This window comes from Ramlibacter sp. GS1-15 (genome assembly GCF_057785015.1).
This window is the reverse complement of sequence record NZ_JBYNTU010000001.1, coordinates 3,765,737-3,779,563: the sequence shown is the minus strand read 5'-3', so window position 1 is coordinate 3,779,563 and position 13,827 is coordinate 3,765,737. Positions and strand designations below refer to the sequence as shown.

13 protein-coding genes and 1 pseudogene are annotated in these 13,827 nt (G+C 68.3%); 9 read left to right on the top strand and 5 right to left on the bottom strand.

The window, feature by feature from the left end; translation table 11 throughout:
• Positions 1-346: pseudogene (locus AC3EF3_RS19005) on the top strand (hypothetical protein); the annotation flags it as partial.
• 18 nt (positions 347-364) lie between these two features.
• Here the strand turns inward: AC3EF3_RS19005 and AC3EF3_RS19000 are convergent.
• Positions 365-1,459 (bottom strand): ABC transporter substrate-binding protein, encoded by a 1,095-nt coding sequence (locus tag AC3EF3_RS19000; RefSeq protein WP_488533702.1) that lies wholly within the window; start codon positions 1,457-1,459, stop codon positions 365-367.
• Positions 1,460-1,542: 83 nt separating this feature from the next.
• A complete protein-coding gene (locus AC3EF3_RS18995) occupies positions 1,543-2,031 on the bottom strand; it encodes an NUDIX hydrolase (RefSeq protein ID WP_488533701.1) in 489 nt (162 codons plus the stop codon).
• A 68-nt stretch (positions 2,032-2,099) separates the two neighbouring features.
• Between AC3EF3_RS18995 and AC3EF3_RS18990 the strand changes: the two genes are divergently transcribed.
• The 4 genes from AC3EF3_RS18990 to AC3EF3_RS18975 are packed head-to-tail and all read left to right on the top strand — an operon-like array spanning position 2,100 to position 4,376.
• Positions 2,100-2,888, top strand: a complete 789-nt coding sequence (locus AC3EF3_RS18990; RefSeq protein WP_488533700.1) for a MotA/TolQ/ExbB proton channel family protein — start codon at positions 2,100-2,102, stop codon at positions 2,886-2,888.
• Between the two features lie 10 nt (positions 2,889-2,898).
• Positions 2,899-3,324, top strand: coding sequence for an ExbD/TolR family protein (locus AC3EF3_RS18985; RefSeq protein ID WP_488533699.1), 426 nt, complete (start codon positions 2,899-2,901; stop codon positions 3,322-3,324).
• A 19-nt stretch (positions 3,325-3,343) separates the two neighbouring features.
• On the top strand, positions 3,344-3,769 hold the full coding sequence (locus AC3EF3_RS18980) for an ExbD/TolR family protein (RefSeq protein WP_488533698.1): 426 nt from the start codon (positions 3,344-3,346) through the stop codon (positions 3,767-3,769).
• A gap of 25 nt (positions 3,770-3,794) precedes the next feature.
• Positions 3,795-4,376: a diguanylate cyclase gene (locus tag AC3EF3_RS18975; RefSeq protein ID WP_488533697.1), complete on the top strand. Its 582-nt coding sequence runs from the start codon at positions 3,795-3,797 to the stop codon at positions 4,374-4,376.
• Between the two features lie 16 nt (positions 4,377-4,392).
• Here AC3EF3_RS18975 and AC3EF3_RS18970 read toward each other — a convergent pair whose 3' ends face one another.
• The 3 genes from AC3EF3_RS18970 to AC3EF3_RS18960 form a co-directional block, all read right to left on the bottom strand.
• Positions 4,393-5,115 carry a hypothetical protein gene (locus AC3EF3_RS18970; RefSeq protein ID WP_488533696.1) on the bottom strand — a complete coding sequence of 241 codons (723 nt, stop codon included), beginning with the start codon at positions 5,113-5,115 and terminating at the stop codon, positions 4,393-4,395.
• Between the two features lie 71 nt (positions 5,116-5,186).
• Positions 5,187-6,323, bottom strand: coding sequence for a metallophosphoesterase (locus AC3EF3_RS18965; RefSeq protein ID WP_488533695.1), 1,137 nt, complete (start codon positions 6,321-6,323; stop codon positions 5,187-5,189).
• Between the two features lie 26 nt (positions 6,324-6,349).
• Positions 6,350-7,729: a dicarboxylate/amino acid:cation symporter gene (locus AC3EF3_RS18960; RefSeq protein WP_488533694.1), complete on the bottom strand. Its 1,380-nt coding sequence runs from the start codon at positions 7,727-7,729 to the stop codon at positions 6,350-6,352.
• 169 nt (positions 7,730-7,898) lie between these two features.
• On the opposite strand from AC3EF3_RS18960, the gene AC3EF3_RS18955 reads away from it, so the two are divergent.
• The 4 genes from AC3EF3_RS18955 (at position 7,899) to AC3EF3_RS18940 (ending at position 13,827) form a co-directional block, all read left to right on the top strand.
• On the top strand, positions 7,899-9,560 hold the full coding sequence (locus AC3EF3_RS18955; protein ID WP_488533693.1) for a Re/Si-specific NAD(P)(+) transhydrogenase subunit alpha: 1,662 nt from the start codon (positions 7,899-7,901) through the stop codon (positions 9,558-9,560).
• 13 nt (positions 9,561-9,573) lie between these two features.
• Positions 9,574-10,986, top strand: coding sequence for a Re/Si-specific NAD(P)(+) transhydrogenase subunit beta (gene pntB, locus AC3EF3_RS18950; protein WP_488533692.1), 1,413 nt, complete (start codon positions 9,574-9,576; stop codon positions 10,984-10,986).
• Positions 10,987-11,098: 112 nt separating this feature from the next.
• Positions 11,099-12,775: a long-chain-fatty-acid--CoA ligase gene (locus AC3EF3_RS18945; RefSeq protein ID WP_488533829.1), complete on the top strand. Its 1,677-nt coding sequence runs from the start codon at positions 11,099-11,101 to the stop codon at positions 12,773-12,775.
• Between the two features lie 41 nt (positions 12,776-12,816).
• Entirely contained in the window at positions 12,817-13,827 is a 1,011-nt protein-coding gene (locus AC3EF3_RS18940; protein WP_488533691.1) for an ABC transporter permease subunit, read from the top strand.

Sequence of the window (13,827 nt, the reverse complement as noted above, 5' to 3'; positions counted from 1 at the left end):
GCCCGGCGCGGGTGCGGCGACGCCCGTTCCGGTGCCGGCGCCGCCCGGCTGGGGCGGGCCCGTCGCGGCGCCGCCCGCCCGCAATGCGCTGCCGCCCGCGCCGGTGCTCGCGCCGCCCGGGATCTCGGCCCTGCCGGGCCCGTACCGCTCACAGCCGCAACCCAGCCTGGCCGAGCGGGCGAATGCGCAACTGCGCCGCGACCGCAAGGACCCGCTGGCGCAGGGCGTGGACGAAGCGGCCCGCGACGACTGCCTGCACGCGCCCGAGAAGCCGGGCATGCTGGGCGGCTTGCTGAATGCGCCGATGGTGGCCGCGCGGGCGCTCACGGGCAATTGCCCGAAGTGAGCCGGGCGGCCTTCGCGATCAGCGGATCAGCTTGCCCCCGCGCGAGACCAGGGTGAGGTCGACGAAGTGCGACTTCGCCTGCGGGTCGTAGACGATTCCGCCCAAGTCGATCGGGCCGGTGGTGCGCAGCACCTCGGCGATCTTGTGCGCATCGGCCTGCGGACCTGCCTTCTGCGCGGCGATGGTCAGCAGCTTCGCCGCGGCGAAACCTTCCAGCGCCGCGTGCGACACCGGCACCTTGGCCTTGTACTGCGTGTTCAGGCGGTTGAACTCCTTGACGATCGCCACCCGGGTGTTGTCCCAGGGGAAGGGCATGACCTGGCTGATCACGACATTGCGACCCACGTCGGCGATGGCCGTGAGGAACTCTTCGGTCACCGCGTTGGACAGCACGAGGAACATCATGCGGTGGTTGGTCTCGCGGACCTTGCGGATGACGTCGGCGCAGGCCTTGGGCGTGCAGGCCATCAGCACGGCTTCGGGCGAGGTGTCGAGCAGGCCTTTCACCGCCTCGGTCGTGTCCAGCGTCTTGCGGTCGTAGGAATACACGTTGGTCGGCTTCATGTCGGAGGCAGCCAGCGTCGCGGCGAACGCCTTCGCCTGCTCGTCACCGAAGGGGTCGCGCTGATGCAGGATGGCGACCTTGCGGATGCCGATCGTGCGCGCCTGCTCCACCAGGCGGTTCATCTCGTCCTGGTACGTGGCACGCAGGAAGAACATGGAGTTCGCGCCCGCCTTGCGAACGGCGTCCGAGCCGTTGAAGGGCGCGACCAGCGGCACCTGGAGCTCGTTGAGCACCGGCGCCACCGCCTCCAGCGATGGCGTGCTGCGATAGCCGAACAGGGCCACCGCCTTGTCCTGCTCCACGAGCTGGCGCGTGAGTTCGACGGTCTTCTTCGGATCGCGCTGGTCGTCCAGCGCCTTCACCACGAAGGTATGTCCGCTGGCGCGGGCGCCGTGGTCGAACCAGAGCTTCGCGCCGGCCGCGTTGTCCGCGGCCACCGCGGCACCCGATAGTTCCGCGACCTGCCCGACGACGAGCGTGCGCGCCTGCGCCCCGCCCAGCAACACGCCCAGCAGCAGGGCCCCGGACCATTTGGCCAATCTGTTCATTCCACTCTCTCCTCTTTGAACCCGCGCCGCGGGCGGTATCCGATTGTGGAACGCCGCCGCCGGGAAACGGCCGGCGAAATTCGCTACGGGTTGGGCGTGCGCAACACACTCGGGTCGGCGTGCACGGCCGAGAGCGGATACCGCGCGCCGGCCAGGTAGTCCTCGACGCACTGGAGCACCAGCGGGCTGCGGTGGCGCCCGGCGCTGGCACGCACCTCGTCGGCGGTCATCCACAGCGTGCGCACGATGCCCTCGTCGAGCGGGCGCCCGTCGTGGTGCGCGCCGAGCTCGCCGCAGAACGCCAGGCGCAGGTAGGTCTGGTCCTCGCCCGTGGAGTTCTTGCGCGAACGCGCGAGGTACACGCCCAGGAATGCCGTCGGCGTGAAGTCGTAAGCGGCTTCCTCCAGCACCTCGCGCGCGCAACCCTGCGCCGGCGTCTCGCCGGGCTCGAGATGCCCCGCGGGCGTGTTCAGCTTCAGCCCGAGCCGGGTCTGCTCCTCGATCAGCAGGAAGCGGCCATCGCGCTCGATGATGGCGGCGACGGTGACGCGCGGACTCCAGCGGGAAGACATGCGCGATTATGGTCGTCCGGCGATGACGGTCGGGCACAATGCGCGGGTTCCAGCTCCTGGCTGCCTTCATGCGAAACACAGTCCGTGCCCTGGCGTTCCTTGCCCTGGTGGGCCTCGCTGCTGCGGTATTTGCCCAGGCTTCCGCGCCGGCGGCCTCCGCTCCCGTGCTGCCCGCGATCAAGGCGCCGGCCGCCATCGCGAACCCGTACGGCCTGCAGTCGATGTGGGAGCAGGGCGACTGGGTCGCGCGCATCACGATCGCCATCCTCGGCGTCATGTCGCTCGCGAGCTGGTACGTGCTGATCCGCAAACTGATCGACCAGACGCGCATGGGCGGGCAGGCGCGCGCCGCCAATGCGACCTTCTGGAAGGCCGACACGGTGCGCCAGGGCACGGAGGGCCTGCAGAAGGGCAGCCCCTATCGCTTCATCGCCGAATCGGCGCTCGAGGCGACGCGCAAGCATGACGGCCTCATCGGGCAGGTGGACCTGAACACCTGGGTCGCGCAGAGCATCGAGCGCGCGATCGCCACCGTGCACAGCCGCACGCAGGAGGGCCTGGCCGTGCTCGCCACGGTCGGTTCCACCGCACCTTTCGTCGGCCTGTTCGGCACGGTCTGGGGCATCTACAACGCGCTGGTGAGGATCGGTGCGTCGGGCCAGGCCTCGATCGACAAGGTCGCGGGCCCGGTGGGCGAGGCGCTGATCATGACGGCGCTCGGCCTCGCGGTGGCGGTGCCGGCGGTGCTCGGCTACAACTGGCTGGTGCGGCGCAACCGCGTCGGCATGGACACGGTGCGCGCGTTCGGCTCGGACCTGCACACGGTATTGCTGGCGGCCGCGTCGAAGAAGCCATAGGACCCGCGCGATGGCCATCCGCTTCCCGCACCAGATGCCGGAGCCCGAGGACGGCCTGCTGTCGTCCATCAACACCACGCCGCTGGTGGACGTGATGCTGGTGCTGCTCATCATCTTCCTGATCGCGATCCCGGTCGTGAACAGCTCGATCGCCGTCCACCTGCCGCGGGAGAGCACGCAGGCGAGCGAGGCGCAGCCGCAGAACATCATCGTCACGGTGGATGCGCAAGGGGCGGTCTACTGGTTCGACACGCCCGTCACGGGCACCGATCCGCTCGTGGCGCAGCTCACGCGTGCCGCGCGGCAGCAGCCGCCACCCGAGCTGCACATCCGCGCCGACGCGCGCGCCGACTACGACGCGATCGGCCGCGTCGTCTATGCCGCGCAGCAGGCCGGCATCGCCCGCATCGGCTTCCTCACGGAGCCGCCGCCATGAGCGCCGCCAAGGGGGCCCGATGATCCCGCTGGGCGGCGACGAGGACGACGCCGACGTGATGGTGGAGATCAACACCACGCCGCTGGTGGACGTGCTGCTGGTGCTGCTCGTGATGCTCATCATCACGATCCCGATCCAGCTGCATTCGGTCAACCTCGAGATGCCGAGCGCCAACGCGCCGCCGCCGCCGAGCGAGCCGCGGATCGTGCAGCTGGAGGTCACGCCGGCCGGCACCTTCACCTGGAACGGCGAGCCGCTGCCCGGCCGCAGCGAGCTGGAGGCGCGCCTGCGCGAAGCGGCCGCCCAGGCCGAGCAGCCCGAGATCCACCTGCGGCCGGACCGCGCCGCGAAGTACGAGGCGGTGGCGGCGGCCCTGGCCAGCGCCCAGCGTTTCGGCCTGCAGAAGATCGGCCTGGTCGGCTCGGAGCAATTCGCACACCCCTAGGCCTTTCGGCGCTACGCTTGCGCGCATGCAGGACGCAGCGGTCTTCATGCTGATGTTCGTCGTCTACCCCCTGTGGGTCGCGGCGGGTTTCGCCGACTGGGCCTGCCACGTCCGCACCGGCATCGCGGTGACGAGCGGCCTGAAGGAAAACCTGCTTCACTGGGTGATGTACGCCGAGATCGGCGTGGGCCTGGCGGCCGTCGCCCTGTTCGAAATCAACGCCGCCGTGCTCGGCATCGTCTTCGCGGTGTTCGTCGTGCACGAAGCCACCGTCTACTGGGACCTCGCCTACAGCACCTTGCGCCGCGACGTCGGCCCCTTCGAGCAGATGGTGCACAGCTTCCTCGAACTGCTGCCGCTCGCGTCCCTGCTGCTGCTGTGCGTGATCGCGTGGCCGCAGGCACTGGCGATCTTTCGTTTGGGCGCCGACGCGGCCGACTGGTCGTTGCGCATCAAGGGCGAGCCCTGGCCGATTGCCTACGTCGTGGGTGCGCTCGCCGCGAGCGTGCTCTTCAACGGATTGCCGCTGCTGCAGGAAACGGCGTCGTGCCTGCGCGGCGGCCGCAGGCAGGACAGGCCGCGCCCACGGGTTGAGCCGCGGCTGTAGGGGCCCCGGGCGGCGCCTACCCTTCGTACTCCTGCGAGCCCTGCACCCAGATGAAGGACTGCAGGTCGATCATGTCGCGCGCCTTGAAGCCGGCGCGGCGGTCGAGGTCGCGGCGGATGATCGCCGCGAAGGTCAGCAGCGAGTGGTAGACCGGCCAGGACGGCTGCGGCTTGTACTGGAAGTCGAAGCCGTACGCGTGCGCGGCGCGGCGCGTCACCATCGGCTTGAGGAACACATGACGGTCGGGCCGCGCAAGGAAACCGAAGATCGTGACGATCGGCCAGGTGAGCACCGGCGCCTCGCGGCGCGGCAGTTCCGAGACGGCCTGGACCCAGTCCTCGAATTTGCGGTGCGGCGTGCCGCGCGCCCACAGGAAAGCGTAGAGCTCGGTGGCGAACAGGCGCGCGCCCGCGGGCGTCTTCAGCGCGTCGCGCAGCGCCATCTTCTCGAACGAGAAGAGCAGGTTGGTGCGCGACTCGATGCGGATGGCGGCGTCGGCGATCTGGCGGAACTCGCCGCGCGCGAGCAGCTTGCGGAATTCCACGGGGCCGAGTTCGGCCTGCCATTCGAGGTGCGCGCGCTCCTTGAACGAGCGTTCGGCCACCTGGTAGGTCTCGTCGGCAAAGCCGTCGGGGTAGAACAGTTCGAACTTGCGGCGGCAGCGCGCCGCACCGAGGTAGTTGACGTTGCTGGCGCGAGCGCCGGACAGCGGGTAGGTGAGGGATGCGAGGCGGGCCATGCGGGCAGTTTTTGGCTCGGCACTGCCTCAGCTATGTGGGATGGTGCCCCGCGCCCGTGTAGGCGCAGTTCCTACGCTGGTATCAAACGTAATTTCGTGATCTCCGACGGCGCACCGAAGCGCTTCGGCGGCCCCCAGTATCCGGTCCCACGGCTGACGTAGACCCAAAGCTCATCCAGCCGGTGCAGCCCGGCCGTGAAAGGCTGCTGCAGCCGCACGAACCAGTTCCACGGCAGGAACTGCCCGCCGTGGGTGTGGCCCGAGAGCTGAAGGTCGAACCCCGCGCGCGCGGCCGCCGGCGCGCTGCGCGGCTGGTGCGCGAGCAGCACACGCGCGCTCGCATCGGCCGGCGCGCCGGCGATGGCCTGCTGCGGGTCGCTGCGGTGTTCGCGGTCGAAATGGCCGGCACCGTAATCGGGTACGCCGGCGAGGACGAGCTTCTCGCCGCCGAGCTCGATCACGACGTGCTCGTTGTGCAGCACCGTGAAGCCGAGGCGCTCGACTTCGCGCATCCACGGCACCGCGCCCGAGTAGTACTCGTGGTTGCCGGTGACGAAAAAGCGCCCATGGCGCGCGGCCAGTTGCGCGAGGGGCGCGACATGCTCGCGCAGCTCGGGCACGCTGCCGTCGACCAGGTCGCCCGTGATCGCGACGACGTCGGCGCCGAGCCCGTTCACCGCGGCGACGATGCCTTCGACGTACCGGCGGCGGATGCTCGGACCCACGTGCACGTCGCTCAGCTGCACGATCGAGAAGCCGTGCAGCGCGGCCGGCAGTCCCGCGATCGGGACATCGACCTGCACCACGCGCGCGATGCGACGCGCATTCCACAGCCCGACGGCACTGGCGAAAAGGGCGGCGAGCGGCACGACGTGCGCCGACACCTGCTCCAGGCGCGCGAACGCGAACAGCCCCGGCGCGGCGAGCGCGGCAAGCGTCGCGACGATGAGCACGAGGTCGCGCAGGAGCGTGCCGACCAGCAGCGACGAGAAGAGGCCGAGGAAGAACAGGCCCGTGATGGCGACGCGGTCGGCGCGCAGCGCTCCCACGAGGCGGCGGGCCAGCATGCCCAGGGGCACGAGCAGCGCCGACGCGCCGAGCAGCAGGGCGAGCGCGACCGCCCACGGCGCCGACAGCTCGGGCACGAGGCGCATGCCGATGTAGAAGTGAAGGACGGCGGAGACGCCGAAGAGGAAGGCGGCGGACATGGGGGCCCAGGTAGGACCCATGAAGGCTAGCCGACGTTCGCGGTGCCAGGCTTAGCTGGCGATGAGCCGGGCATGGCCTCGGTTCGCGCTTCGTGCAGCGCCTCCGGCTCGTCGGTTTCGTCGGGGGCGGGATGCTCGAGGTGCATGCGCAGCCTCTCGGTATCCAGCTCGCCGACCCAGCGCGCCACCACGATGGTGGCCACGCCATTGCCGATGAGGTTGGTCAGCGCGCGCGCCTCCGACATGAAGCGGTCGATCCCCAGGATCAGCGCCAGCCCGGCGACCGGCACGTTGCCCACGGCCGACAGCGTCGCGGCGAGCACGATGAAGCCGCTGCCGGTCACGCCGGCCGCACCCTTGGACGTGAGCAGCAGCACCGCGAGCAACGTCAGCTCCTGGGTCAGCGTCATCGGCGTGTTGGTCGCCTGCGCGATGAACACGGCCGCCATGGTGAGATAGATCGAGGTGCCGTCCAGGTTGAACGAATAGCCCGTCGGGATCACCAGGCCCACGGTGGACTTGCGCGCCCCGAGGTTCTCCATCTTCTCCATCATCCGCGGCAGCACGGATTCGGAGGAGGACGTGCCCAGCACGATCAGCAATTCCTCCTTGATGTACTTGATGAATTTCCACACCGAGAAGCCGTGGAAGCGCGCGATCAGCCCGAGCACGACGAAGATGAAGAGCAGGCAGGTCGCGTAGAACGCGCCCATCAGCTTGCCGAGCGAGGCGAGCGAGCCCAGGCCGTACTTGCCGATCGTGAACGCCATCGCGCCGAACGCGCCCAGTGGCGCCAGCTTCATGATGTAGCCGACGATCTTGAAGAGCACGTGCGAGGTCTTCTCGATCATGTCGAACACCAGCGTGCCGCGGCCGCCGAAGCCATGCAGCGCGAACCCGAAGAGCACGGCGACCAGCAGCACCTGCAGGATCTCGCCCTTGGCGAATGCGTCGACCACCGTGGTGGGAATGATGTTGAGCAGGAACTCGGTGGTCGAGGCCATCTTGCCCGGTCCCGTGTAGGCCGCGATGCCCTTGGTGTCCAGCGTCGCCGGGTCGACGTTCATGCCGGCGCCGGGCTTGATCACGTTCACGAGCACCAGGCCGATGATCAGCGCCACCGTGCTCACGACCTCGAAATAGAGCAGCGCGAGGCCGCCGGTCTTGCCGACCTTCTTCATGTCCTCCATGCCGGCGATGCCGACGACCACCGTGCAGAAGATGATCGGCGCGATCAGCATCTTGATCAGCTTGATGAAGCCGTCGCCCAGCGGCTTCATCTGTTCGCCCGCGTGCGGCGCGAAGTGCCCGAGCAGGACGCCGGCGAGCACGGCGACGATCACCTGGAAGTACAGCGAGCGGTACAGCGGCTTGCGCACGGAAGTGCGATCGGCTTGGGCGGACATGGCGCGCTCCTCGCGCTCCCCGGGGGGAAGCTTGAAGCCCGTCAATCTACGCTCTTGCGGGCCCGCCGTGTTGTCGGCGACGCGACCGGGGCGCGGCAGAGCGCGCGTTCACTTCATGTAAGCTCGCGGTCAGCTACAAACCCTAACGCAATCCTCGAGGAGCCTCGCCATGTTGACTGGCGTTCCCGCCGATATCCCGGCGGGTGAACCCCGCACGGCCGTCACCGATCCGACGGCGAAGAGACCATTGCTGATCGGCGTGCCGAAGGAAACGGCCGCCGGCGAGAAACGCGTCGCCACCGTTCCGGAGGTGGTCGAAAAGCTCGTCAAGCTCGGATTCGCCGTGGCCGTCCAGAGCGGCGCCGGTGATGCCGCGAACTTCGCGGACGACACCTACCGGGCCGCCGGTGCGCAGGTGGTGGCCACCGCGGCCGAACTGTGGTCCCGGGCCGACATCGTCTTCAAGGTCCGTCCGCCGAGCCCGGAGGAAGTCGGTCTGATGCGCCAGGGTGGCACGCTGGTGGGCTTCGTCTGGCCCGCGCAGAACCCGGAACTCATGCAGCAACTGGCGGCCAAGAAGACCACCGTGCTCGCGATCGATTCCCTGCCGCGCCAGCTGTCGCGCGCCCAGAAGATGGACGCGCTCACCTCGATGGCCGGCATCAGCGGCTACCGCGCGGTGATCGAGGCGGCGCATGCCTTCGGCCGCTTCTTCAACGGCCAGGTCACCGCCGCCGGCAAGATCCCGCCGGCCAAGGTCTTCATCGCCGGCGCCGGCGTGGCGGGCCTCGCCGCGATCGGTACGGCCGCCAACCTGGGCGCGATCGTGCGCGCCAACGACACCCGCGCCGAGGTCGCCGACCAGGTGGTCTCGCTCGGGGGCGAGTTCGTGAAGGTCGACTACGAGGAAGAAGGCTCCGGCGGCGGCGGCTACGCCAAGGTGATGAGCGAGGGCTTCCAGCAGGCCCAGCGCGAGATGTACGCGAAGCAGGCGCGCGAAGCGGACATCATCATCACCACCGCGCTGATCCCGGGCAAGCCGGCGCCGAAGCTGATCACCGCCGACATGGTGAAGTCCATGAGGCCGGGCAGCGTCATCGTCGACATGGCCGCCGAGCAGGGCGGCAACTGCGAGCTCACGGTCCCGGGCGAGGCCGTGGTGCGGCACGGCGTCACGATCGTCGGCTACACCGACCTGGCGAGCCGCCTCGCCAAGCAGTCCTCGACCCTGTATTCGAACAACCTGCTGCGCCTGACCGAGGAGCTGTGCAAGACCAAGGACGGCGTCATCGACGTCAACATGGACGACGATGCGATCCGCGGCCTCACGGTGATCAAGGACGGCACCGTCACCTGGCCGCCACCGCCGCCCAAATTGCCGGCCGCGGCGCCGCAAGCCAGGCCGGCTGCAGCCCCCGTGGCCGCGCCCAAGGGGCATGGCCACGGCGCGAGCGTGCCGATGTCCGGCAAGTCGCTGGCGATCGTGTTCGGTCTCGGCGCGCTCGCCTTCCTGCTCGTCGGCCTGTACGCGCCGGCCTCGTTCCTGTCGCATTTCACCGTCTTCGTGCTGGCCTGCTTCGTCGGCTACATGGTGATCTGGAACGTGACGCCTTCGCTGCACACGCCGCTCATGAGCGTGACCAACGCGATCTCGTCGATCATCGCGATCGGCGCGCTGATCCAGGTCGCGCCGCCGCTCACGGGCGGCGTGGCCGACCGGCCGACGCTGCTCATTCTCGGCATGGCCGTCCTCGCGCTCGCGCTCACGGCCATCAACATGTTCGGCGGCTTCGCGGTCACGCGTCGCATGCTGGCGATGTTCCGCAAGTAAAAGAGAGACGGACATGAACGCAAGCCTCGCCACCGTCTCCTACATCGGTTCCACCATCCTCTTCATCCTGAGCCTGGGCGGCCTCTCGAACCCCGAGACCGCGCGCCGCGGCAACGCCTTCGGCATGATCGGCATGGCCGTGGCCGTGCTGGCCACCGTGCTCGGCCCGCGCGTCACGCCGGCCGGTTACGCCTGGATCATCGCGGCGCTCGTCGTGGGCGGCAGCATCGGCCTGCTGGCCGCGAAGAAGGTGCAGATGACGCAGATGCCTGAACTCGTCGCGTTGATGCACAGCCTGGTGGGCCTCGCGGCCTGCCTGGTCGGCTTCGCCAGCTACGTCGACACGTCCACGGTCTTCCCGACCGAGACCGAAAAGACCATCCACGAGATGGAGATCTACATCGGCATCCTGATCGGCGCGGTGACCTTCTCCGGCTCGGTGATCGCCTTCGGCAAGCTGTCCGGCAAGATCGGCGGCAAGCCCGTGCTGCTGCCCGGCCGGCACTGGATGAACCTGCTCGGACTGCTCATCGTCATCTGGTTCGGCCGCGAGTTCCTCCACGCCGCCGGCATCCAGGCCGGCATGGTGCCGCTGCTCGTGATGACGGTGATCGCACTGCTGTTCGGGGTGCACATGGTGATGGCCATCGGCGGCGCCGACATGCCGGTGGTCGTCTCCATGCTCAACTCGTATTCGGGCTGGGCCGCGGCGGCCACGGGCTTCATGCTGTCCAACGACCTGCTGATCGTGGTGGGCGCGCTGGTCGGCTCGTCCGGCGCGATCCTGTCGTACATCATGTGCCGCGCGATGAACCGCAATTTCATCAGCGTCATCGCCGGCGGCTTCGGCTCCGGCGGCGGCGCGCCCGCCGCGGCGGGCGGGGCGCAGCCGGCCGGCGAGGTCACGCCGATCAGCGCCGTCGAAACCGCGGAGATGCTGCGCGAAGCCAAGAACGTGGTCATCGTGCCCGGCTATGGCATGGCGGTGGCGCAGGCCCAGCACACGGTCTTCGAGATCACCAAGCTGCTGCGCGAGATGGGTGTCAACGTGCGCTTCGGCATCCACCCGGTGGCCGGCCGCATGCCCGGCCACATGAACGTGCTGCTGGCCGAAGCCAAGGTCCCTTACGACATCGTGCTGGAGATGGACGAGATCAATGCGGACTTCCCGGCCACCGATGTCGCGATGGTGATCGGCGCCAACGACATCGTGAACCCCGCCGCGCAGGACGATCCCGCGAGCCCCATCGCCGGCATGCCGGTGCTGGAGGTGTGGAAGGCGCGCCACTCCATCGTCATGAAGCGAAGCATGGCCTCCGGCTACGCCGGCGTCGACAACCCGCTGTTCTACAAGGACAACAACCGCATGCTGTTCGGCGACGCCAAGAAGATGCTCGACGAGGTGCTCGCCGCGCTGAAGTCCTAGAGTCCCCTCTCCACGCGTCGCTAGGGAAAACAGGGGGAAACCCTAGTCGTCGCCCGCGCACAATCGACCCGCACGGAGACCGGAGAGAAAAGCAATGAGCGACATGAGCGACATCAGCGAACGCCCTTGGCTGGGGGCCTATTCCCCCGGCGTGCCGGCCGACATCGACCCTTCGCAGTACGTGTCGCTGGTGCAGCTGATGGAGGAGAGCTTCCAGAAGTACGCGCCGCGCCCGGCCTACAGCTTCATGGGCCGCGAGGTCACGTATGCGGAAACCGACGCGCTCTCCGGCGCCTTTGCCGCCTACCTGCAGGGGCTGGGCCTGGCCAAGGGCGATCGCGTCGCGATCATGATGCCCAACGTGCCGCAGTACCCGGTCGCCGTGGCGGCGATCCTGCGCGCGGGGTACGTGGTGGTGAACGTCAACCCGCTGTATACGCCGCGCGAGCTGGAGCACCAGCTGAAGGATTCCGGCGCGGTGGCGATCGTCATCATCGAGAACTTCGCCAGCACGCTCGAACAGTGCATCGCGAACACCCCCATCAAGCATGTGGTGCTGGCGGCGATGGGCGACATGCTGGGCACGATCAAGGGCGCGATCGTCAACTGGGTCGTGCGCAAGAAGAAGAAACTGGTGCCGGCGTTCCACCTGCCGGCGGCGGTGCGCTTCAACGACGCCGTCGCGCAAGGCCGCCGCTCGGCGCTGCGCAAACCCGAGATCAAGGGCGACGACGTCGCCGTGCTGCAGTACACCGGCGGCACGACGGGCGTGTCCAAGGGCGCCGTGCTCCTGCACCGGAACATCATCGCCAACGTGCTGCAGTCCGAAGCCTTCAACCTCCCGGTGATGGACAAGGTGCCGCCCGGCGAGCAGCCCACCGCGGTGTGCGCGCTGCCGCTGTACCACATCTTCGCGTTCACCGTGGGCATGATGCTGTCGATGCGCACGGGCGGCAAACTGATCCTGATCCCGAATCCGCGCGACCTGAAAGCGGTGCTCGAGGAGCTGTCGAAGCACAAGTTCCACAGCTTCCCCGCCGTCAACACCCTGTTCAACGGCCTGGCCCACCATCCCGATTTCGACAAGGTCGACTGGAGCCACCTCAAGGTCTCCATCGGCGGCGGCATGGCGGTGCAAGGCGCGGTGGCCAAGCTGTGGCTCGAAAAGACGGGCTGCCCGGTCTGCGAAGGCTACGGCCTCTCGGAGACCTCGCCCTCGGCCAGCTGCAACCCGACGACCAGCACCGAGTACACCGGCACCATCGGCGTGCCGCTGCCCTCGACGTGGATGAAATGCCTGGACGACAACGGCAACGAAGTGCCGCTCGGCCAGCCGGGCGAGATCGCGATCAAGGGCCCGCAGGTGATGGCCGGCTACTGGCAGCGGCCCGACGAGACGGCCAAGGTCATGACGAGCGACGGCTACTTCAAGACCGGCGACATCGGCGTGCAGGACGAGCGCGGCCACTTCAAGATCGTCGATCGCAAGAAGGACATGGTGCTGGTGTCGGGCTTCAACGTCTACCCGAACGAAGTCGAGGACGTCGTCGCCCAAATGCCCGGCGTGCTCGAATGCGCGGTGGTCGGCGTGCCCGACGAGAAGACCGGCGAAGCGGTGAAGCTCGTGATCGTCAGGAGGGACCCGAACCTCACCGAACAGCAGGTGCGCGACTTCTGCCACGCCAACCTCACCGGCTACAAGCGCCCGAGGGTGATCGAGTTCCGCACCGAGTTGCCCAAGACGCCCGTCGGCAAGATCCTTCGGCGCGAATTGCGCGACAAGAAATAGCCGCCGGACCCGGCACGGCAGTTGCGTAGACTCGCGCGTCCATGTTCCGCTTTCTCTTCACCCGCCTCTCGCTGATCATCCCGACCTTCATCGGGATGACGCTGCTCGCGTTCTTCCTGGTGCGCCTGGTGCCGGGCGACCCGATCGAGACCATGGCCGGCGAGCGCGGCATCGACGCGGTGCGCCACGCGGCACTCGTGAAGGAATACGGCTTCGACAAGCCCATCCTGGTGCAGTACGGCATCTACATCGCCCGCGTGCTGCACGGCGACCTCGGCAAGTCGATCATCACGCAGGCTCCGGTGATCCAGGAGTTCTCGGCGCTGTTCCCCGCCACGATCGAACTCGCCGTCTGCGCGATCGTCTTCGCGCTCGTCATCGGCATCCCGGCGGGCATCGTCGCCGCCGTGCGCCGCAACTCGGTGTTCGACCACGGTGTGATGGCGACCTCGCTCACCGGCTACTCGATGCCGATCTTCTGGTGGGGCCTGCTGCTGATCCTGCTGTTCTCGGTGCAACTGGGCTGGACGCCGGTCTCGGGGCGGCTGGACGTGCAGTACTACATCGAGCCGAAGACGGGATTCCTTCTGATCGACTCGCTGCTGTCGGACGACAAGGGCGCTTTCAGGTCCGCCTTGGGGCACCTGGTCCTGCCCGCGATCGTGCTCGGCACCAACCCGCTCGCGGTCATCGCGCGCATGACGCGCTCGGCGATGCTGGAAGTGCTGGGCGAGGACTACATCCGCACCGCGCGCGCCAAGGGCCTGTCGCGCCTTCGCGTGGTCGGCGTGCACGCGCTGCGCAACGCGCTGATTCCCGTCGTCACGGTGATCGGCCTGCAGGTCGGCGTGCTGTTCACCGGCGCGATCCTGACCGAGACGATCTTCTCCTGGCCGGGCGTGGGCAAGTGGCTGATCGAGGCGATCAACCGCCGCGACTATCCCGTGCTGCAAGGCGGCATGCTGCTGCTGGGCGTAGTCGTGATGCTGGTCAACCTGCTGGTCGATGTCGCCTATGGCGTCATCAATCCGCGCATCCGTTCTTCGCATTGA

Coding starts and splice junctions, on each gene's coding strand:
- AC3EF3_RS18990 (WP_488533700.1), top strand. CDS start 2,100: ATGCGAAACACAGTCCGTGCCCTGGCGTTCCTTGCCCTGGTGGGCCTC.
- AC3EF3_RS18960 (WP_488533694.1), bottom strand. CDS start 7,729: ATGTCCGCCCAAGCCGATCGCACTTCCGTGCGCAAGCCGCTGTACCGC.
- AC3EF3_RS18985 (WP_488533699.1), top strand. CDS start 2,899: ATGGCCATCCGCTTCCCGCACCAGATGCCGGAGCCCGAGGACGGCCTG.
- AC3EF3_RS19000 (WP_488533702.1), bottom strand. CDS start 1,459: ATGAACAGATTGGCCAAATGGTCCGGGGCCCTGCTGCTGGGCGTGTTG.
- AC3EF3_RS18955 (WP_488533693.1), top strand. CDS start 7,899: ATGTTGACTGGCGTTCCCGCCGATATCCCGGCGGGTGAACCCCGCACG.
- pntB (WP_488533692.1), top strand. CDS start 9,574: ATGAACGCAAGCCTCGCCACCGTCTCCTACATCGGTTCCACCATCCTC.
- AC3EF3_RS18975 (WP_488533697.1), top strand. CDS start 3,795: ATGCAGGACGCAGCGGTCTTCATGCTGATGTTCGTCGTCTACCCCCTG.
- AC3EF3_RS18940 (WP_488533691.1), top strand. CDS start 12,817: ATGTTCCGCTTTCTCTTCACCCGCCTCTCGCTGATCATCCCGACCTTC.
- AC3EF3_RS18965 (WP_488533695.1), bottom strand. CDS start 6,323: ATGTCCGCCGCCTTCCTCTTCGGCGTCTCCGCCGTCCTTCACTTCTAC.
- AC3EF3_RS18995 (WP_488533701.1), bottom strand. CDS start 2,031: ATGTCTTCCCGCTGGAGTCCGCGCGTCACCGTCGCCGCCATCATCGAG.
- AC3EF3_RS18980 (WP_488533698.1), top strand. CDS start 3,344: ATGATCCCGCTGGGCGGCGACGAGGACGACGCCGACGTGATGGTGGAG.
- AC3EF3_RS18970 (WP_488533696.1), bottom strand. CDS start 5,115: ATGGCCCGCCTCGCATCCCTCACCTACCCGCTGTCCGGCGCTCGCGCC.